At 70.2% G+C, this 21,233-nt stretch carries 11 protein-coding genes and 4 pseudogenes; 9 read left to right on the forward strand and 6 right to left on the reverse strand.

Translation table 11 applies throughout. From position 1 onward, the window contains the following. Positions 1–78: 78 nt before the first annotated feature. Genes WBG99_RS26015 through WBG99_RS26025 form a run of 3 tightly spaced genes read left to right on the forward strand, consistent with a single transcriptional unit; the run spans position 79 to position 9,214 of the window. Positions 79–381, forward strand: coding sequence for a hypothetical protein (locus tag WBG99_RS26015; protein WP_338898616.1), 303 nt, complete (start codon positions 79–81; stop codon positions 379–381). Beyond that, a complete protein-coding gene (locus WBG99_RS26020; RefSeq protein WP_338898617.1) occupies positions 288–6,926 on the forward strand; it encodes a DEAD/DEAH box helicase in 6,639 nt (2,212 codons plus the stop codon). Before WBG99_RS26015 ends, WBG99_RS26020 begins: the two co-directional genes overlap by 94 nt. After that, positions 6,923–9,214 carry a UvrD-helicase domain-containing protein gene (locus tag WBG99_RS26025; protein ID WP_338898618.1) on the forward strand — a complete coding sequence of 764 codons (2,292 nt, stop codon included), beginning with the start codon at positions 6,923–6,925 and terminating at the stop codon, positions 9,212–9,214. The genes WBG99_RS26020 and WBG99_RS26025 overlap by 4 nt, the downstream gene beginning before the upstream one ends. 116 nt (positions 9,215–9,330) lie before the next feature. Here the strand turns inward: WBG99_RS26025 and WBG99_RS26030 are convergent. Continuing rightward, a pseudogene (locus WBG99_RS26030) lies at positions 9,331–9,453 on the reverse strand (ATP-grasp ribosomal peptide maturase); the annotation flags it as partial. Between the two features lie 757 nt (positions 9,454–10,210). Here WBG99_RS26030 and WBG99_RS26035 point away from each other — a divergent pair. From WBG99_RS26035 to WBG99_RS26050, 4 genes are all read left to right on the forward strand, one after another. Further along, on the forward strand, positions 10,211–11,176 hold the full coding sequence (locus tag WBG99_RS26035; RefSeq protein ID WP_338898619.1) for a glycosyltransferase family 2 protein: 966 nt from the start codon (positions 10,211–10,213) through the stop codon (positions 11,174–11,176). Positions 11,177–11,179: 3 nt separating this feature from the next. Continuing rightward, positions 11,180–12,553, forward strand: a complete 1,374-nt coding sequence (locus WBG99_RS26040) for a polysialyltransferase family glycosyltransferase (RefSeq protein WP_338898620.1) — start codon at positions 11,180–11,182, stop codon at positions 12,551–12,553. 320 nt (positions 12,554–12,873) lie between these two features. Then, positions 12,874–13,956: an acyltransferase gene (locus WBG99_RS26045; protein ID WP_338898621.1), complete on the forward strand. Its 1,083-nt coding sequence runs from the start codon at positions 12,874–12,876 to the stop codon at positions 13,954–13,956. A gap of 446 nt (positions 13,957–14,402) precedes the next feature. After that, positions 14,403–15,341 (forward strand): class I SAM-dependent methyltransferase, encoded by a 939-nt coding sequence (locus WBG99_RS26050; RefSeq protein ID WP_338898622.1) that lies wholly within the window; start codon positions 14,403–14,405, stop codon positions 15,339–15,341. Between the two features lie 367 nt (positions 15,342–15,708). Here the strand turns inward: WBG99_RS26050 and WBG99_RS26055 are convergent. Next, positions 15,709–16,323: pseudogene (locus WBG99_RS26055) on the reverse strand (TIGR03620 family F420-dependent LLM class oxidoreductase); the annotation flags it as partial. A 237-nt stretch (positions 16,324–16,560) separates the two neighbouring features. On the opposite strand from WBG99_RS26055, the gene WBG99_RS26060 reads away from it, so the two are divergent. Continuing rightward, positions 16,561–18,042, forward strand: coding sequence for a family 43 glycosylhydrolase (locus WBG99_RS26060; RefSeq protein WP_338900494.1), 1,482 nt, complete (start codon positions 16,561–16,563; stop codon positions 18,040–18,042). Between the two features lie 68 nt (positions 18,043–18,110). Then, entirely contained in the window at positions 18,111–19,559 is a 1,449-nt protein-coding gene (locus tag WBG99_RS26065; RefSeq protein WP_338898623.1) for a family 43 glycosylhydrolase, read from the forward strand. A 127-nt stretch (positions 19,560–19,686) separates the two neighbouring features. On the opposite strand, the pseudogene WBG99_RS26070 reads toward WBG99_RS26065, so the two are convergent. The 4 genes and pseudogenes from WBG99_RS26070 to WBG99_RS26085 all read right to left on the reverse strand — a co-directional run. Further along, positions 19,687–20,025 (reverse strand): annotated as a pseudogene (locus WBG99_RS26070) (response regulator transcription factor); the annotation flags it as partial. A gap of 2 nt (positions 20,026–20,027) precedes the next feature. Further along, positions 20,028–20,227: pseudogene (locus WBG99_RS26075) on the reverse strand (hypothetical protein); the annotation flags it as partial. Then, positions 20,220–20,564 (reverse strand): MazG-like family protein, encoded by a 345-nt coding sequence (locus WBG99_RS26080; RefSeq protein WP_338898624.1) that lies wholly within the window; start codon positions 20,562–20,564, stop codon positions 20,220–20,222. The pseudogene WBG99_RS26075 and the gene WBG99_RS26080, both read right to left, overlap by 8 nt. A gap of 55 nt (positions 20,565–20,619) precedes the next feature. Then, entirely contained in the window at positions 20,620–21,165 is a 546-nt protein-coding gene (locus WBG99_RS26085) for a DoxX family membrane protein (protein ID WP_338898625.1), read from the reverse strand. Positions 21,166–21,233: the final 68 nt, after the last annotated feature.

The raw sequence follows: 21,233 nt of genomic DNA on the forward strand, positions 1-21,233 counted from the left end.
CCGGAGGGACCGGAGTGCCAGCCCCGCCGACTACCTTTGGTGCGAGGAAGAAGCAGACGGAACGAAGGAGGAGCCGGGGTGCGACCGACCCTCGCCGCCGAACAGGTACGCGACAGCCTGAGCCAGTACCTGTCGACGACGTACGCCCTGGCGGACGAAAGCACCCGCGGCGCCCTGGAGCGGTTCCTCGGCGACGCCGAGGACGGGATCTTCCGCGGGCCCTATCTGCGGATCCGTACGCCCTTCAGGGCGGCCGAGGGCGACGACTGGCAGCGGCACCTGACCTGGTGGCCGCGCCCCCCTTCCACCCGCACCGCCACCAGGAGGCGGCCTGGGAGCGGCTGTCCACGCTGCACGGGCCGGCGAGGCCCACCCTGGTGACCACCGGCACCGGCTCCGGCAAGACCGAGTCCTTCCTGGTGCCGATCCTCGACCACTGCCGCCGCGAGCGCGAGGCCGGGCGGGACGGGGTCAAGGCCGTCCTGCTGTACCCGATGAACGCCCTGGCCACCGACCAGGCCCACCGCATCAACAACCGCCTCGACGACCCCAGGGACGCGCGGCTCAGGGACGCGGGCGTACGGGCGGGCCTCTACATCGGTGACCAGGCGTCCAAGGAGTTCAAACAGGCCAACCCGCGCGTGGCCGTCGACCGCGACGAGATCCGCCGCACCCGCCCCGACATCCTGATCACCAACTACAAGATGCTCGACCTGCTGCTCCAGCGGCCCGAGGACCAAAGGCTGTGGCAGTCGGAAGGCGGCGGAGCCGGCGGATCGGCCCTGGCCTACGTCGTCCTGGACGAGTTCCACACCTACGACGGGGCGCAGGGCACCGACGTGGCGATGCTGCTGCGCCGGCTCGGCGCCATCACCGGCCTCGCCGAGCCGGGCCGGCCGCTCGGCAAGGTGTGCCCCGTCGCCACCTCGGCCACCCTGGGCGAGGGCGCGCCCGGCATCGGCGGCAGCTCCATGCTGGACGTCGCGGAGCAGGTCTTCGGAGTGCCGTTCCCGCCGGACGCAGTGGTGGGCGAGAGCCGGCGCGGTGTTCAGGACTTCGCAGGGGACAGCGACTTCACGCTGCCGTTCCCGCCGCCGCACGAGGTGGCCGCGCTCGGCGACCCCACCCGGGACCGGGAGGCGCTGGACCAGCTCGCGGCGGCCTTCACCGGCAAAAGCGGACTGAGCCCGGAGCAGCTCGGCCGGCAACTGCGCCGCCACCGGCTGACCGCCGCCGTCCTGGAGATCCTGGACGGCAGCCCGCGCACCATGGCCGAGGTGATGGAGGTCCTGCCGCGCTACGCCTACCACTGGGGCATGGCCGTGCAGCAGAACCCGGCCGTCGCGGCCCGCGCCCTGGCCCGGTACGTGGCACTGCTGTCGACCGCGCGCGACCCGAAGAATCCGGGCAGCCCGCTGCTGTCCATCGAGATCCACCACTGGGTGCGGTCCGTGTCGCGGGTGCTGCGCGGAATCAGCGCCGCGCGCGCGGAGTTCCGCTGGGACGACGAGCGGGTGGTCTCGGGCGGGAAACTGGCCCGGAGCTCAAGTGGCGGTGCGTCCAAGCCGGACGGCGGCGCCTCCGGGCCGGACCAGGCCGCGGACGCGGCGGACGCGGTGCCCGCGGGCGACAGTGCCGTGCCGCCCGCCCAGGTGTTCCTGCCCGCCGTCTTCTGCCGCGAATGCGGGCGCTCCGGCTGGGCGGCGCTCTCCCCGGAAGCAGACCCGGCGGAGCTCGACATGACCGCCACGAAGATCCGCCGCGCCTCGGTGAGCCGGGACAAGCGCCGCGTACGCAACATGATCGCCGCCACCCCGACCCAGGCCCACGACGCGGCCTTCGCCACCGAGAAACCCCGCAGCGGGCCGATCGTGATGGTGCTCGACGGGACGAGCGGACGGCTGCGGCCCGTCTCGCCCGAAGCGGACTTCGAGACGGATCAGGGCGACGGCGCACCGCGCGCGCCGAAGGCGCTGCACGACAGCGCGTTCGTGCTCACCGACCTGGCCGACGACCGGGCGGCGCAGGGCGACCAGTGCCCGGCCTGCCGCACCTTCAACTCCATCCGCTACCTCGGTACCGGCCTCGCCGCGCTCGCCGCGGCCTCGATCACCCAGCTGTTCACCGGCGGCGAGCTCGACAAGAACCTCCGCGAGGACAAGACCCTCCTGTTCAACGACTCGGTGCAGGACGCCGCCCACCGCGCCGGTTACGTCGCCAGCCGCTCGTACACCTTCTCCTTCCGCTCGCTGCTCGCCAGCCGCATCGACGAGGACGAACCGGTCGCGCTCAGCGATCTGGCGGCCGACCTCATCGCGGACGTCGTCGACAGCAGGGCCGTACAGGCCGCCGTCATCCCGCCCGACCTGCACGTCGTGCGCGGCGTGGACGCCCTCCTGTCCGGGCGCGGCCACGGCACCGAGCCCACCTGGGAACTCATCGCCCAGCGCCTCGCGTTCTCGGCCGTCCTGGAGTTCGGACTCCGCTCCCGGCGGGGCCGCACCCTGGAACTGACCCGTACGGTCGCGGCGGACGTCCCCCTCTCCGACCCCGGCGCCGTCGCCGAGATCGTCCGCGAACTGCTGCACACCACGCCCGGCGACATCGCCCTGCCGGACGGCTCCCTGCCCGGACCCGACGACTGGATCGGTCACGTCCGGGGCCTCCTGGAGCGGTTGCGGACCCGTGGCGCCGTCCGGCACGCCTGGCTCGACGACTGGATCAACGAGGCCGGTGTGCGGCGCTGGCTGATCTGGGGCGGACGCAGGACCGGCATGCCCGCCTTCCCGCCCGGCGTCTCCGCCCCCGGCTTCCTCCTCGGCAGCCCCAAGCAGGGCAGCGCCGACTTCGACGTGGTGACCGGACGCCTCGGCTGGTACCAGGACTGGACCCGGCGCAGCCTGGGCCTGCGCCCCGACGCGGCGAACGCCTTCCTCGTCCGGCTGCTGCCCGCCCTCGTCGACGCAGGTGTGCTCTCGGCCCGCACCGCCAGGGACGGCACGACCCGCGTGTTCGGACTCCAGCCCGGCCACATCCAGGTCCGCAAACTGGCGGACGACCTCGTGGCCGACGCCTCCGCGCACTGCCCGGACTGCTCCTGGCAGCAGACCGTCCACCCCGACCTGGCCGACCAGTGGCACGGCCGGCCCTGCCCGCGCTACCGCTGCGGCGGCCGGCTGCGCACCGGACAGGACCTCGAAAGCGGCGTACGGCGACGGGACTTCACCGAGGACTTCTACCGGCGGATGTACCGCGACGCCGGAGTGTTCACCATCAACACCGCCGAGCACACCAGCACCCTCAGCCGCCCCAAGCGCGAAGCCGTCGAGAAGGCGTTCCGGGCGGGCACCGAAGCGCACTACGCCAACCCGCAGGTCCTCTCCTGCACCCCGACGCTGGAACTGGGCATCGACATCGGTGACCTGTCCGCAGTCGTCCTCGCCTCGTTGCCCAAGGGACCGGCCAACTACGTCCAGCGCGTCGGCCGCGCGGGCCGCGCCACCGGCAACGCCTATCTGCTCACCATGGTCGACCGGGGCCCCAGAGACCGCTACTACCTGGACGACCCCCGGCAGATGATCGCCGGTGACATCCAGCCGCCCGGCTGCTACCTGTCCGCCATCGAGATCCTGCGCCGCCAGTACCTCGCGCATCTCCTCGACCTCGCGGGCGCCGGACGCCTGCCCTCGGCACCGGAGGACGGCGGCGCCCCGATCCACCCGACGCCGCACCTGGCCACCGCCCTGTTCGGACCGTCCGGCTGGCTGGCCGAGTTCCGGCGGGCCGCGCTCGCCGACGGAGCCCGCCTCGTCGAGATCTTCCTCGGGCTCTTCCCGCCGTACGACGAGAAGAAGGGCACCGGCGTCAGCCCGCAGGCCGCCGACGAACTGCGCGCCTACGCGACCGGCGGCCTGGCCGACGCCCTGGACGGCGCCCGAACCCAGTGGGACAGCCGGCGCGACGAGATGCGGCGCCGGATGGAAGCCATCGACGCGGCACACCGGGCCCTGGTCGCCGGTGACCCCGAACACGACCGGCAGGGAAGGGAGTTGAGGGCCGAGCGGCGTGCCGTCGCCTACCGGGCGGGCGACATCAGCCGCGGTACGGCGCACGGCACGCTCGTCGACCTCGGTCTGCTGCCCAACTACAGCCTCGTCGACTCCGTGACCGAGCTGGAGGCCACGCTCACCTGGCGGGAGGAGCAGACCGGCGCGCGTGCGCGTGCGGAGACGGGTGCGGGTGCCCGCGGCGAGCACCGGAGCAAGGTGCTCAAGTACGACCGTTCGGCGCGCCTGGCCCTGGAGGACTTCGCGCCCGGCAACCACTACTACGTACAGGGCTACAAGCACCGCATCACCGGCCTCGACATCGGCAGCCCCGGCCGCCCGTCCTGGCTGTGGTGGCGGATCTGCCCCGACTGCGGACACGTGCGCACCCACCAGGCACGGCAGGACTCCAGCGCCTGCCCGCGCTGCCGCTCGGCCGCCATCGGCGACGTCGGCTGCCTGCACAAGGTGCTCGTACCCCACCGCGTCCTGGCCCGGGACGAGCGCGACGACGTACGCGTACGGGACGACACCGACGAACGGGAGCGCCGCCACTACACCGTCGTACCGGCCGTGGACATCCCCCAGGAACACGTCGAGTCGGGGTGGAAGCACCAAAAGGCCACCTTCGGCTGGGAGTTCACCCGGCAGGCGGTGATCCGGCACATCAACGTGGGCGCGTCCCGCGTGGACGGCGGGGCGGACGACGCCTTCGCGGGGCGCCGGGTGCGGCTCAACCCCTTCTGGGTCTGCGACTCCTGCGGCTACGCCGACCCCGACGGCGGGCCCGACCGGCAACAGGAGACGCTCGTCCCGGTCCGGGCCGCCAAGTACCACCGGCCGTGGTGCCCGAGACTGCGGGACGGGCTCGACGAGAGCAGGGCCGCACAACAGGGCGTGAAACTGCTCCTCGCGCACGAACTGCGCAGCGAGGCACTGCGCATCCTCATCCCCGCCGTCACCGCCCACACCGCGGAACGGCTCGCATCCTTCAAAGCGGTGCTCCTCGCGGGCATCGCCCGCAGCTACGGCGGCGACCCCGACCACCTGGCCGTGGTCACCGACTCGATGCCCGAACCCGGCGGCGACGGGGACGTCCGCAGACACTTCCTCGTGCTGTACGACACCCTGCCCGGCGGCACCGGCTATCTGCACCGGCTGGCGGGACCGGACGGGCTGCACGACGTGCTCACCCGGGCCCGGCAGGTCATCGAATCCTGCGTCTGCGTCGCCGAGGGGCGGCCCGCCTGCCACCGCTGCCTGCTGCGGCACGTCGGCAACAGCGAGTACGAACTGGTCTCCCGCGAGCACGCCCTGGACATGCTCGGCGAACTGCTCGGCCGGGCCGGCGACGGCTGGCACGTCGAAGAGGCCGCCACCACCAGGGACATCTCCCTGGTGCAGCAGGTCGAGAGTGAACTGGAGGCCCTGTTCCGGCGGGGACTGCTGGCCTGGGCGGAACGTGACGACGAGGTCAGCGTGCGCACCGCGCTCACCCCGGACGGGGAACGCGACACCACGCTGCGGTTCACCGCACCCGACGGCACGGTCTGCGGCTGGCGCATGGAGACACAGACCGACCTCGGCTTCACCGTGCCCGACGTCGTATTCCGCAGCCTCGACGACGACCGGCGGCGCGTCGCCGTCTACCTCGACGGCTACCGCTACCACGCGAGCCCCCACCACAACCGGATCGCGGACGACGCGACGAAACGCACCCGGCTGCGCTCCGAACACGGCTGGCAGGTCTTCCAGTTGACCTGGGACGACGTGAGGGCCTGGACCGGGCAGTCGAAGCCGGCCGCCGACCCCGCCTGGGTGCCCTACCAGAACACGGCGCAGAAGACCGCTTCGGACATTCACCGGAGGATGCACGGCAGCGACCCCCGCGACCTGCCGAATTTCGTCTGGGCCAACCCCGTCGAGACCCTGATCGGCTACCTCACCAGCCCGGACGCCGGTGTGTGGCGGCGGCGCACACAGAGCGCGCTGGCCGGGTTCGCGGCGGTCTCGGCGACGAGCAGAGCCCTGGCGGACGGCACGGAGACCGCAGACCGCCTCGTCGAGGCACTGACAGGCAGGAGGCTGTCCGGAGGACGTGGCGGAGTACAGGTCATGGCGACGAAGGACAGCAGCGGCTGCCCCCTCACCATCGCGCTCGACCTGCGCAAGGGGCAGGCCGGCGCGGCCTGGACCGGGCTCACCGTCCTGGACGACAGCCCGGAGACGATCAGCGGCGACGAGAACGCGCACCGCAGACGCTGGCAGGCCTGGCTGTACTGGTCCAACCTGCTCCAGTTCCTCAACGAGGGCGACGGCGACGGCGTGCAGCTCGCGGCCAGCCAGGTACCCGGCTTCGACCCGGTCGAACTGGCGGTGACCGGCGGCGCCGGGTGGCTGGAATCGCGGCGACGCGGACACGAGCGGGAAGCGGACGGCGCCGAGCAGACGAGTGAGGTCACGTCCGTGCGCGCCGAAGCGGTGCGCGACCCCGCCTGGGACGAGGTCATCGCCTATCTCGTCGAGGAGGCCGGTCTGGCCGAACTCGCCGAGGGCCTGGCCGCCCTCGGAGTCCCCGCACCGGAAGCCGGCTTCGAACTGGGCGACGCGGCCTGGCCCGCCGAACTGGCCTGGCCCGCGCACCGCATGGGCGTCGTCCTGGCCCCGGACCGGGACGCCGACGGCACCCCGGACCGCGATGCGGAGGACCGCGACCGGGCGTACGCGCGAGCGGGCTGGCTGGTGCGCCCCGCGGCCGAGTGGGATGTCCGGGAACTGGCGGACGCACTGGCAGGACCGGCCGCGACGGACAACCGTCCGGACAACGACAACGACAACGACAACGACGACGGCACCGACGACGAGGAGCGAGCACGATGACCGGCACCGGCACGCCGACCAAGGGCGTGACGCTCCGCCTGCTCGACAAGGCGGACAAGGAGATCGTCAAGCTGGACCGGGCGATCGTCGGCGCGGTCTACAAGTTCCAGCACGAGTTCCGCAAGAACCCCGACGCGGGCGGCTTCGACCTCAAGCAGCTCAAGGGACACGAGCGGCTGTGGTCCGCGCGCGTCAACCGCGAATACCGGGCTCTGCTGCTCCGCCTCGGCGGCGACGACTGGCTCCTGGTCTCGGTCAAGCACCGCGGACACGTCCACCGGAACCTGGACCGCCTCGCCTACGGCATCAACCAGGTCACCGGTGCGATCGAGTACGTGGATCTCCAGGTCGTCGAGGAGGACGTCCTGCGCCGATCGGCCTCCACGGCACCGGCGCCCCCGTCCACCCGTCCCGACGCCCCGGCCGCGCGGACGGAGGACGCGACGACGCTCTTCGCCCGGTTCAGCGCCCAGCAACTGGCCGACCTGGGCGTGGCCGAGCCGCTCATCCCCATCGTCCTGAAACTGACCACGGACGACGAGCTGCTCGGCCTCGCCGAGTACGCGCCGCGGCACACCGGTGAAGTTCTGCTCCGGCTGCGCGACGGGATCCCGTACGAGCTGGTGAAGGAGCAGGTCACAGCGCCGGTCTCCGTCAAGGGCGACGAAGGCCCGGACGGGTCCCCCGCCGACGACTGGCAGGCGGCCGTCGACCGTTCGGGGGCCGTGGTGATCACGGACGACGCATCGCTGCGGAGCATCATCGAGGAAAGCGACTTCGGCCGGTGGAAGGTCTTCCTGCACCCCACGCAGGAGAAACTGGTGCATCGCACCTACTCGGGGCCGACCCGGGTCGGCGGTGGCCCCGGCACCGGGAAGACGATCGTCGCCCTGCACCGGGTGAAGCATCTCGTCGACCAGTTGCCCCCGGGCCACACCAAGCCCGTGCTGCTCACCACGTTCAACAAGAACCTGGCCGCCGACCTGCGTACCCGTCTGATGTCGCTGGGCGGCCCCGAGACGCTGGCCCGTGTCGACATCACGCACGTCGACCAACTGGCCACGCGTGTCGTCAGCGAGTCCGACCCCGGCAACAGCAAGCGCAGGATCGACGACACCCAGGCCCTGCGTGAATGGCGGCAGCTCCTGGTGGAGGCGGGCGACAACCGTTGGGACGCGGAATTCCTGAGCGACGAGTGGAACCAGGTGATCCTGGGGCAGGCCGTCGCCTCCCGCGTCGACTACTTCAAGGTCCGGCGGGCCGGCCGGGGCCGCAGCATCACCCGTGCCGACCGTGCCGAGGTCTGGCAGCTCGCCGAGCGCTTCACCCAGCGGCTCGACGTCAAGGGTCTGGAAACCCACCGCCAAGTCGCCGAGCGGGCAGCCCAGTTGGAGATCGCCCGCAAGCACAAGATCGAGGAGCGCCGGCGGGACGAGGAGGAGCGCGGCGGCCCCGGCAACATCCACGCCGAGTCGGGCACCGGAGCCTGGCTGCGCTATCGCTACCGTCACATCGTCGTCGACGAGGCCCAGGACCTCAGCCCCGCGCACTGGAAGATGCTGCGCGCCATGGCGCCGCAGGAGCCGAACGACCTCTTCCTTGTCGGCGACACCCACCAGCGTATCTACGACAACCAGGTCACTCTCGGCAGCCTGGGCGTTCATATCCGGGGCCGATCCTCGAAGCTGACACTCAGCTACCGCACGACGCGCGAGATCCTGAAGTCGGCGATCCACCTGCTGGACGGGACTGAGTACGACGACCTCGATGGCGAGACCGACGACCTGGCGGGCTACCGGTCGGTGCTGCATGGACCGCGGCCGCTGCTGCGCCGTGCCGAAAGCTGGGAGCAGGAACTCGACCTGGTGGCGGATCAGGTGCAGGCGTGGCACGACGTAGCACGCGAGTCGGTTGCGATCTGCGTTCCGACGAATGACATGGCCGATGACGTGGTGGCCCGGCTCGCCAAACGAGGCATCATGTCCGCGAAGATCACCGGTGACGGGCCGCGACGGGACGAGGGCGTGCACGTCGGCACCATGTACCGCTTCAAGGGGCTGGAGTACCGGCGCATGATCATCGCAGGGGTCAGTGAGGGGAAAGTCCCGCGCTCCTCCGTGGATGCCTGGGAGCAGAGCGACCGGACACGCCACCAGCGCGAACTGCAACGGGCACGGTCTCTTCTCTTCGTAGCGGCGACCAGGGCTCGCGACGCCCTGGCCATCACCTGGAACGGGGAACCGAGCCGCTTCCTGCGCCCGCTGAGGGCGCAGAGTACGGGTGCTTGAGTCTGGGACGCACTGGCCGGCAACCGCATGCGTCAGTGGGCGGAAACCAGACAGCCTACGAGGGGGTGCGGTGGCAGCACCCCGTCTTGCTCACCGCAGCCGGGGCGCCGGCCGCCAGCCGGGACTGCGAGGTCCTCGCCGATGTCGGCGGGGTTGAATCTGATCACTGGTACATCGCGCCGGTTGAGTTCGGTGATCACCATGTCGGCGGTGATGTCGTCCGCTTCGGTGATCACCAGAACCGGCCTCTCCGAGAACGGCGAAGCCCCCGTGCGGACTGCCTCCGGCGCGGGGCGCCTCCCTGCGTAGCCATCCAGGTAGCCACGAAACGCCCACCCTACACGTTTGCCCAGGTCATAGCGCTACGGCGACTCTTCCCGGCGGACAGCCCGACTCGTCTGCCGCCATCTGCGGCTTTGCCTGGGAAAGGGCCTCTGACCTGCGACGTAGGCCCTTTCCGGTCTTTCGGGGGCTTGCCGCGAGAAACTACGGTCCTTCAGGTCGGACCGCACCTCGTCGAGGAAGACCTCAACCCCTTGCCCGTCCTCAACGGAGCGAGCGGTCTGCCCGTCCACTCCGGCCGAGCGAGCGCCCCTGTTCCTTCGCACCCGATCCCACGCGACCAGCAAGAACGCGGGATCGGCCCTCGATCTTCCGGACCGGGTGCCGGGAGAGCGGGGGCGACCGCAGGCGGTTCCCACGTTCACCATGTGCCGATCGGCCAGGTCGGCGCCCCGCTACTACCCCGGCAGCATCACCACGCCTACGCCGCAGACCTTCAGCGTGGCCTCCCCACCGGCAGTTGGAGACCGGCTTCGGAGTTGACCACCCCTGTCGAAGCGAGCGGTCACGCACCAGGCATGAGACGCCAAGAATTCACTTCTGCTTCGAAGGGAATTCGCCTCTCCGCACCTCGGCCGATGCCGTTCCCTTAAGGGGCGTAGTTAGCCTGTTCAGGCTGCCCCAATCTCCAACCTTCGAGCGTGAGAGGCCCGCGTGCCGAAACTGTCCGTTGTCGTGCCCATGTACAATGTGGGAGCCTTCGCCGCGAGTACTCTGAAAAGTCTCGCCAACAACGCGGACCCCGACTTCGAGTTCCTGCTCGTCGATGACAACTCCACGGATTCCACTCCATGGGTGGTCGATCGCTGGGCGGACAGGCTTCTCAACGCTACGGTGATCCGACACGAGAGGAACATGGGCATCGCCGAGGCACGCAACAGCGGTATCGACGCGGCCAACGGCGAGTTCATCACGTTCCTCGACGGCGACGACTGGTACGGACCGGGCCATCTTGCCGAACTGGTATACGCGATCAAGGAGTTGGGCTGCGACTTCGCCCGCACCGATCATGTCCAGGCAACCGGCACCGAGCGGGTGATCAAGCGGCCCCCGGCCCGGGTGCGCAATACCGTGATGGATCCGCGCGATGGAATAGCGCCGGCCCACATGGAGACGATGGTCGATTACCCCTTCGTCTGGGCGGGAATCTACAGTCGGCACCTCTTCACGGACGGGGGAATGCGATTCGCGACCGAACTCCGTACGGCCGAGGACCGGCTGTGGATCTGGCGCCTGCACCTGAAGGCCAAGACGTGCGCGTCCCTCGGTCTGCACAGGGTGTTCTACCGGCGGGGAGTCGCGACCTCGCTCACACAGATCAGGGACTCCCGTCAGCTGGATTTCATCCCGGCGTACGACGCGCTGCTGCAGGACGTGCTGAAGGACCCGGAGACCGAGCGTTTCCTCCCCAAGGCCGTGCGGACCTACTGCGCCATGATCGCCTTCCACATCGGCAAGGTGAACGAGTACGAGGCCTCGGTGGCCCAGCGGCTGCGGCGTGAGGCGAGGGCCGCGCTCCACCGTATGCCCGAGCATGCGCTCGAGGAGACCCTCAGAACCATCGACATGACTCGGAGCAGGTTGCTCAGCCGCCTGCGTGACGGGCGGAAGGCTGCTTGATCCATGCTCCACAAGACCCAGATCTTCCAGGTCTCGACCCTGTACGGAGCGGCCACTCTCGCCGCGGCCCTCGACGCGGGCCTGTTCGGACCGCGCGACGAGGCCCGGCGCATCCTGCTGGTCTCCAACAATGCCGCCATACCGGAGACCGCGCTGCGCCTCGACGAGATGCACGGATACGAGCGCCTGGCCGACCGGTTCGACTCGGTGGTCAGCTGGAACGAGGCGATCAGCCCGCACCACCCCAGCACCTGGGGTCCGCGTGGGAACGACACGGCGATGTGGCAGAAGGCGTTCCGTCTCGCCTGGGGCATCGACACACGGGACCTGATCGAGATCGCCGTCGAGTCGGTCCAGGTCAACCCGGCCCGCGGGTTGGCGGCGATCTTCTCCGAGAGCGCCATCCACGTGTACGCCGACGGCCTCATGAGCTACGGCCCGACCCGGGAGAAGCTGCCGCTGACCATCGCGTGCCGCATCCAGCGACTGCTCCACCTCGACCTGGTCCCCGGCATGAAGCCGCTGCTTCTGTCCGAGTACGGCGTCGGGCCCGTGATCGTCCCGGATGAGGCGTTCCGCAGGGTGCTCGACCAGATCTCCCAGGACGCGGCGGACGACCCGCAGTTTGCGCCCGTCCTGACGGAGGAGCCGACGGCCGTGCTACTGGGCCAGTACCTGGCGGCGATCAACATCCTGAGCCCGGCGGAGGAGGAGGACCTCCACGTCCGCATGCTCACCGGAGCCGCACGCGCCGGGCACCGCTCAGTGGTCTTCAAGCCCCACCCGACGGCCCCCGCCAGCTACTCGGCGGCGCTGAGCAAGGCGGCGGCGGACGCGGGCGTCCGGCTCACCGTGCTGGACGCGCCGCTGCTGGCCGAGACGCTGTACCACCACTGCAGACCCGAACTCGTCGTCGGCTGTTTCTCGACGGCGATGGTGACCGCCTCCGCCTACTACGGCGTGCCCATCGCCCGGGTGGGGACCGCGCTGGTGATGGAGCGTCTCAAGCCGTACGCGAACAGCAACCGCGTGCCTCTGGCCGTCGTCGACCATCTGGTGCCCGATCTGGAGCGCGGGCAGACCCCGGCTCTCGTCGGTGCAGCCCCCGAGACGTTGTCACCCCTGGTCCGGGCGATCGGTTTCTGCATGCAGCCCAAGACGTACACGGAACTGCGGGAGTCGACGGCGACCTGGCTGCAGAGCAACCTGGACGGCAGCCCCGGCTACTACTTCCCCGAGCTGCGGCTGACCGAGCTCGGCCTTCCCGGCAGCCGCCCGGGGGCACGCGCGAAGCTCCAGGTGAGCCGTGCGAAGCGCGTGGTGCGCAGGGCGGTACGGCGCGGCGCCCGGAAGACCCGGGCTGAAGACCGGAGCTGACGGCAGCGGCGCCCCGCTCGGCCCAGCCGGCCGCAGCCGCGTCCGTAGCAGCAAGGCGACGAAGGACGGCCCGACCGTGGCCACCGTCAGCCCGGCGGGCTCGCCGACACCACATGCACGGCGGCGCTGCCAGGAACTTCAACACGCGGGCCTGCGTTCGGCCGCGCCCCTGGATCGGACAGTCGCGTGGTCTGTCGACTCTCCCGAAAGAACTCCCCCTTTGTATTCACCTGATCCGGTCGGCCAGCCGGCACTCACCAGTCATGGGGAATCGACCCACTCTTCAACTCCTGTCCATCGAATACCAAGAGAGTTGCGCGGTGCCGAATAACATAGCCGCAAGCCTGCCCCAGCAGTGCAGCGCTCCTTCCGGACAGATCGCCGAACCGCGGGAACACCGCCTTGACATCGATCTGATGCGGCTGATCTGCTCCGCCACCATCATGCTGGGCCACGTAGGCGCCCAGTTCATCCGCTCGACCGGGAACACCCCCGCCAACGGCACAGGGTCGTACTGGGCAGGACACGTGGCCGAGGCGATCAACCCGTTCGCTGTTCCCATGTACTTCGCCATCGCCGGCTGGGCCGTGCTGGTCGGCGCACCCCCGCGAGACAGCGACAGGATGTGGAAGAGGATCGTCCGCAATATCGTTCCGCTCTTCGCGTGGACGGCGATCTACCTGGTCTGGGCCTGGCTGCGGAACCGCAACGACCGGCCCATGACCGAGCTGGCGGCAGACTCCTTCTTCGGTTCTGTACAGCCCGCCTACCACCTGTGGTTCATGTACAACTACATCCCGATCATCGCGCTGCTTGCCTTCGCGATGCTGATCAAGGCCGGGAAGCGGCCCTGGGGGCTGGGAGCCGCACTGCTCGGGATCGCGGTCCTGCCGAGCGTGTTGACCACCTTCTCCGAGGTCACGGGTCGGGAAATGCCGTCCGTGGCCTGGGGATTCGGTACCTATTCGCTGGTGTACGCGGTCGGGGGCGCGATGTTGTTCGCCATCCCGGCCGGGGCCGTACGGTTGCGCTGGCCGCTGTTCGCTCTGCTGCCGATCACGATGGCCGCGTCCCTCTGGTACAACACGCAGGTCCATTACGTGATGCCCAACGCTCACCTGTTCGTCGCCGTCATGAGCATCTGCATGCTGCTCCTGATCAGCAGGATCCGGATCCCGGAGAAACGGCGGCCACTCCTGCAGAAGCTGGCCGGCGCCGCGCTCGGCGCGTACATGGTGCATGTGCTGTTCGTCGAGGAACTCGTCACCCCCCTGGTGTCGCCGGACCTGAGCGGACCGGTGGCGGGGCTACTTCTGATCAGTCTGGTGCTCACGGTCATGGCGCTGTCGTTCGCCACCAGCCTGCTGTGGGGCAAGCTGAACCTGCGGCGCCTGCTTGGCTGACCGGCCGGGCATGCATGCGCCACGAGCCCTGCCCCGCCGAGTCGATCGGACTCGCGAGGGGCGGGCCTCTGCGCATCCGGCGGCCGGGCGCGTCCAGCCCGGAAGGCACCCCACGGCACATACGCCCCCGACACCTCCCGCAGCGCGTTGCACACTTCGCGCACCGTCGCCCGGGCCTTCAGCGCCTCCTTCATCGGGCAGAGGACAGGCCATGGGCGGCACAAGACTTTCGACACGGCGCGGGCCGGACCGTGCCCGCCGGGAGGCGGCCCGGCGGCCTTCGGCACACCGGGACCACGTGGCTCCGCCATGCGGAGTTCGCCACTTGTTCGTGCTCCGATCAATTCCGCACCCCTTCCCCGCAGGAGACGCACACCTAGCCTGTCCCCGACCCGCGAACCGCACCACTGCGAATCGACTCCCGATGGATTGAGGTCTTCGGTTCCATGAATAGCCGCCCCCTGCTCACCAGTTCGGCTTCCCGACGTCTGCTGCGCCCGGTCACCGACCTCATCGACCAGCGCATCGAGCGGCGGATCCGCTCGGCGGCCGCTGCGAAAGAGGCAGAGGACGCCGTGGAGAAGAAGCAACTCCGTGACGCCGTCGAACTGATGAAGCACCATCAGCTCACCCTCGAACTACTGCTCGGCCCTCGCGCTCGCGGGCTCTCGCGGATCGTGAGCCATGGCCCCCTGAACCGCCTGTACTCCGAGGTGGAGGCACTGTCCGGAGACCGGGACGCCGCCGTCCGCAATGTCGCCACCGCGTTCCGCCTGCTGGTCGCGCTGGAGTCACTCGGGGTCGGCCGGATCGCCGGCGGCACCATGAACATCTGCGGCAAGCTCGGCACGATTCCCCTGCTCGACCCGCCGAACGACGAGATACTCGAGATCGGCACGCTATACGGCATGTTCTCCGCCGGGCTGGTCCGGATGATGGAGCGCGACGGCCGCAGCCCGAGCGTGACAATCGTCGACCCGTTCGCCGGCGTGCAGCTCCAGCCCGGCTCTCCCGAGCGGCCCGACCCCTCCGGCGCCCCGGTCGACGAGCACGCCGTCCGCACCAACCTCGCCCTGGCCGGCCCGGCGGGCGTGGGCGCCCGGATCCAGCGGGGCTTCTCCGAGAACGCCGACACCCGCGCGGCCGTCTCGGACCGCAGCTACGGCGTGATCGTCGTCGACGGCGACCACTCGGCCGAGGGCGTCCTCGCCGACCTCCAGTGGGCCGAGCAGGTCGCCGCGCCGGGCGCGGTGATCGTCCTCGACGACTACGGCGACCCCAAGTGGCCCGGTATCAAGGACGCGCTCGACAAGCACCTGACCGGCGAGACGCGCTTCACCTACCTGGGCAAGGCCGCCCTCTCGGCCTATCTGCGCGCCTCCTGAGCTTGAGATCTAACCCATCGGATTCGAACGCCTCTGACCGGCGCTTTCGGATGCGATCAACGCTCCTGCGGCAGCCCTGAATCGGGCGAAAACGCCCAGCTCGTACGGCGGAGGGTCGTGTTCGAACGGCGAGGATGAATCTCAAGCTGAGGGCCCGTTGGGCAGCGCGGCCGCGAATCGTGTCACGGGAAACGGGAGCTCGCCGTCCACCGCCTTGGGGTTGACGGGTACGGCCGTTCCTCCGGCCCGGTGCACCCGGTGACGGGTGCGCCGGATTCAGCCCACAGCGCCTACGAGGAGTGCCCGCACGACCCCGACTGTCATGAGCACATCCATATCGCGACGCGGCGCGACCGTGCACGCCGACGGGGTCGGTCTCCGTGATCACCTTCAGGTCGGGTGCCAGCAGCGGGCCCGCGCCCAGGGTCTCGCGGGCCTCGGCGGTGTGTTCCGGGGTCACGGGATACGGGTGGGAGCCGGCGGCGCGGTCGCGGGACAGCCGGAGCATCTTCGGGCCGAGCGCGGCGAGCACCCGGCGGTCGGCGGGGACTCCGGCCGCGTCCAGGGCGTCCAGATGGTCGACCATGGCGGCGTACGGGCGCCGGTACTGCTCCGCGCGCTTGGCGTGGCTCACGCCGAGGCCGAGCAGGAAGCGTCCGGGGTGGGCGGCCTCCAGCTCGGCGAAGCGCCGGGCCGTGTCGGCGGGCTCGTGCTGCCAGACGCCCTGGATGCCGGTGGCGACGGTGATATGTGCCGTCGCCTCGATGAGGGGCGCGGCGTGGTGCGCCGCGGTGCTGCCGCCGAGCCAGATGGCACCGAAGCCGAGCCCCTCCAACTCGGCTGCCGCATCCATCAGTTCACCTCTTCTGGCCGGGTCCTCGCTGCGCAGGCCGACGCTCCAGACGCCGTACCGCCCCACCTGTTTCGCCGGCCCTGTCCGCCCCGGCCGTTCCGCCCGTCCCGCGCTCTTCGGTTCCACCATGCAAACGCCAACCCGCCCGCCTGCGCGATCTACTCCTGACAACCCGTCGACAAAAAACGTGTCGCATCCATTGACGCCCCTCCCACCTCGCCTTTACGTTCTGGCCGAAGTTACGCACAGTGTTCGCAATATCGAACGTATCGAGTGAGCAGAATTCCTGACAACGAGCCGCTCCCGGAGGGACTAGTCGTGTTCCCCATCCGTGCCCGCCGCCGGCGGACCCCCCGCCGCAGTCTGATGCTGGGGGCAGCGCTGCTGGCCCTGTTCGCCTCGCTCCTCTCCGTGCAGACCGTCCAGACCGCGCCGCCCGCCGCCGCGGCCGACGGCAAGCCGTACACCAACCCGGTCAAGTCCCAGAAGGGCGCCGACCCGTGGCTGGAGTACCACGACGGCAACTACTACCTGGTGACGACCTCGTTCACCGGTGAGCTGACCATGCGGAAGTCGCCGACGCTGGCCGGGCTGAGCACCGCGCCCAGCGTGCAGGTGTGGTCCGACAGCACCAGCAGCCGCAACTGGAACATGTGGGCCCCGGAGATCCACTTCTTCGACGGCAAGTGGTACCTGTACTACTCCGCCGGGCCGCGCACATCCGACTGCTGTGACGATCAGCGCACTCACGTGCTGGAGAGCGCCGGGTCCGACCCGATGGGCCCGTACACCTTCAAGAACACCCTCACCGGGTCCAACCTGAACCCGAACGGCTGGCTGATCGACGTCAGCGTGCTCAAGCACGACAACAAGCTGTACCTGGCGGGCAGTGGTTCGGTGGGCGGCAGCAGGCAGAGCCTCGTCATCGCGCCGCTCAGCAACCCGTACACGCTCGCCGGCTCCACCTTCACCGTCATCTCCAGCCCGACCCTGAGCTGGGAGAGGCAGAGCGGGGACGTCAACGAAGCGCCCGAGCCGCTCTACCGCAACGGCCGCACCTTCCTCATCTACTCCGCGAGCGCCTGCTGGGGCCCCGACTACAAGCTCGGGCAGCTGGAGCTGACCGGCTCCGACCCGCTGCTCGCCTCCTCGTGGACGAAGAAGCAGACGCCGGTCTTCCAGCGCAGCGACGCCAACAGCGTGTACGCGCCCGGCCACAACGGGTTCTTCACCTCGCCCGACGGCACGGAGAACTGGATCGTCTACCACGCCAACGACTCGGCGAGCGACGGCTGCGACAACGGCCGTACGACGCGTGCCCAGAAGTTCACCTGGAACGCGGACGGCACCCCGAACTTCGGCACCCCCGTCGCCCTCGGCACGACGCTCGCCGGCCCCTCCGGTGAGACGGCGACGACGCCGAACGCGTACACGATCGTCAACCGCAACAGCGGCAAGTGCCTGGACGTCAACGGCGGCAACACCGCAGACGGCACCGACATCTTCCAGTGGACCTGCAACGGCGGGGCCAACCAGAAGTGGCGCGTCGAGGACCGCGCCGACGACACCAGCCGGCTGGTGAACGTGGCCACCGGCAAGGTCGCCGATGTCGCCGACTGCGCGAGCGCCGACGGCGCCGACATCCGGCAGTGGTCCTGGCTGAACAACGACTGCCAGAAGTTCCGCATGGTCTACCTGGGCGGCGACCACGTGCGGATCGTGAGCGCCGCCACCGGCAAGGTCATGGACGTCGCCGACTGCGGTACCGCCAACGGCGTCGACGTACGTCAGTGGTCCTGGCTCAACAACGACTGCCAGCAGTGGAAGCTCGTCCCCACAACCGCCTGATCCCCGTCCGCCGACTCCCCGACCTCGACTCCCCGACCTCGACTCCCCGACCTCGAAGGACCGCACACATGAGACGTCTCGTCAGACGCGTCGTGGTGGCCGCGGCGGCAGCGTTCGCCGTCCTCACCACCGTGACCACGCCCGCCCAGGCGGCGGCCCCCGCATCCCCGGCCGTGACCTTCACCAACCCGATAGCCGAACAGCGGGCCGACCCGCACATCTACAAGCACACGGACGGCTACTACTACTTCACCGCCACCGTGCCCGCATACGACAGGATCGTCATGCGGCGGGCCACCACCCTCCAGGGCCTCGCCACGGCCGCCGAGACCACCATCTGGACCAAGCACGCCAGCGGTGAGATGGGCGCCCACATCTGGGCCCCGGAGATCCACTTCATCGACGGCAAGTGGTACATCCACTTCGCGGCCGGCGCCTCCAACGACATCTGGAAGATCCGCCCGTACGTCCTGGAGACCGGCGCCGCCAACCCGCTCACCGGCACCTGGACCGAGAAGGGCCGCATCGCCCTGCCGCTGGACACCTTCTCGCTCGACGCGACGACCTTCGTCCACAACGGCACCCGCTACCTCAGCTGGGCCCAGAACGACCCCGCCGTCGGCAGCGGTACGAACATCTACCTCGCCCCGATGTCCAACCCCTGGACCATCAGCGGCACCCCGGTGCGGATCTCCACGCCCACCCACTCCTGGGAGACCGTCGGCCACCGCGTCAACGAGGGCCCGGCCGTCATCCAGCGCAACGGCAGGGTCTTCATGACCTTCTCGGCCAGCGCCACCGACGCCAACTACTGCCTGGGCCTGCTGACCGCCGACGCCACCGCCGACCTCATGAACCCGGCCTCCTGGACGAAGAACCCGAACCCGGTGTTCAGGAGCAACGCCGCCACCAGCCAGTACGGCCCCGGCCACAACACCTTCACCACGTCCGAGGACGGCAAGTCGGACATCCTCGTCTACCACGACCGCAGCTACAAGGACATCAGTGGCGACCCGCTCAACGACCCCAACCGCCGCACCCGCTACCAGAAGCTGTACTGGAACGCCGACGGCACCCCGAACTTCGGCATCCCCGTCGCCGACGGCACGACCCCGGTCCGCCTCTCCTCGTACAACTTCCCGGACAGGTTCATCCGGCACTGGGAGTACCGCGCGAAGCTGGAGGCCGACGTCACCAACCTCGCCGACTCGCAGTTCCGGGTCGTCACCGGCCTGGCCGGCAGCGGCACGGTCTCGCTGGAGTCGGCGAACTTCCCCGGCTACTACCTGCGCCACAAGAACCACGAGCTGTGGGTGGAGAAGGACAACGGCACGGCCCTCTTCGACGCCGACGCCTCCTTCCACCAGCGCGCCGGTCTCGCCGACTCCGCGGCCGGGGTGTCGTACGAGTCGTACAACTTCCCTGGTCGCTACATCCGGCACTACGAGAACCTGCTCTACAGCCAGCCGGTGAGCACGACCCTCGACCGGCAGGACGCCACCTTCTACAAGGAGTAGGGCTCAGGGATCATCAGTCAGCCGCCTGCGCGTCGCCCATAAGGTGGCGCGCAGGCGGCTGACCGTCACGAAGTGACAGCCGCGGTCCGCGAGTCGTCGTGGCCGGCCGCGCGGTCCCCCGCGCCCCTCACGGGCCGCCCCGATCCGGCGGTGCCACCTGGACCAGCCCCGACCGGTACGCCGTCACCACCAGTTGCGCCCTGGCCCGGGCCCTCAGCTTCGTCATCGCCCGGTGGACGTGGGTACGGACCGTCAGCGGGCTGACGTACAGCTTCTCGGCTATCTCGTCGTTGGAGCGGCCCTCGGCGGCCAGGGACATGACCTCGCGTTCCCGGGTGGTGAGGGTGGTCAGCCGGTCGGGGGTGGCGAGGCGCTGCCCAGGGGCGGGCGCGGCGAGGAAGCGGGTGATGACGGTGCGGGTGGCGGCGGGGGAGAGGGGGGTGTCACCGGCGGCCACGGTGCGGATGCGTCGCTCAGCCGCTGCGCCTGCTCGACGAACTCCGCGTACACCGTCCGCCGCGTCTCCCGCAGCCGTCCACCCGCTGCGCGCCCGCCGTCGTGTCCGCCTGTATCCGCGCCGCCCGCGCGGTCCCCTGGCTGGTCACCCAGCTCGCGAGCACGGCGGTGCCGGCGGTGAGCGAGGCGATCCAGAACGCGCTGTCAGCCACGGCGGGCGCCCAGGGAGCGTTCGGTCACCCGGGCCAGGTGGGTGGCGAAGACCGCGCGGGCGTCCGGGGTGAGGGTACGCAGGGCGACCAGGGCCGTGATGACGACGTCGCACAGCTCCGACCGGACGTCGTCCCACGTGTGGGTGGTGCCCTTGCGCGGGTTCTGGCCGGTCGCGCCGATGACCGCCTGGGCGACCTCGCCGACCTCCTCCTGGAGCTTCGGCATCCGCAGGAGCACGCCCTCCTGGCCGCCGTGCGGTCGGTCCGCCTCCAGCCAGGCGTGGAGGAGGGTGATGGAGTGCCAGAGGTCGTCGGGGGAGTGGGACTGCTCGCTCATGGGCGCAGCTTGCCACGCCCCTACGACAGTGACGGTCGTTCCTCGAAAGTGACGGTCACTCCTCGAACAGGGCCTCCTGCTCGCCCTCCTTCTCCTTGCGCACCCTCTGGTTCCGCGCGCCCACGACCACGGCCGTGACGGCGGCCGTACCGGCGAGCGCCACCGGGACCATCCAGCCCCGGTCGACGACATGGCGCAGTGCGTGGTCGAGGGAGAGCCGGCCGGGGCCGGCGACCGCGAGTCCCGCGGCGGCCAGGCCCAGGGTCGCGGCGTACTCGTAGCCGCCACCGGCGTTGAAGAAGCCGTTGGGCGCGTGGACCGCCGCCGCGCCGCCCATCGCGCCCGCCGCGGCGGCACCGGCCGCGGGCGTCGCGAGCCCCAGCGCGAGCAGCGTGCCGCCGCCCGTCTCGGCCAGCCCGGCCGCCGTGGCACTCGCCTTGCCGGGCGTGTACCCGACGGACTCCATGAACGCGCCGGTCCCCTCGATCCCGCCCCCGCCGAACCAGCCGAACAGCTTCTGCGTGCCGTGCGCGGCGAGTACACCGCCCGCGCCAAGCCGGAGCAGCAGCAGTCCCAGATCACGTCGGTCGAACGAAGCCATGAGCACTCCCGGACAGCCTGTACGTAGGTCCCCTCCCGCCTGTCCACCGTCGCACCGATCACACGTGT

Source organism: Streptomyces sp. TG1A-60 (genome assembly GCF_037201975.1).
Taxonomy (GTDB): Bacteria; Actinomycetota; Actinomycetes; order Streptomycetales; family Streptomycetaceae; genus Streptomyces.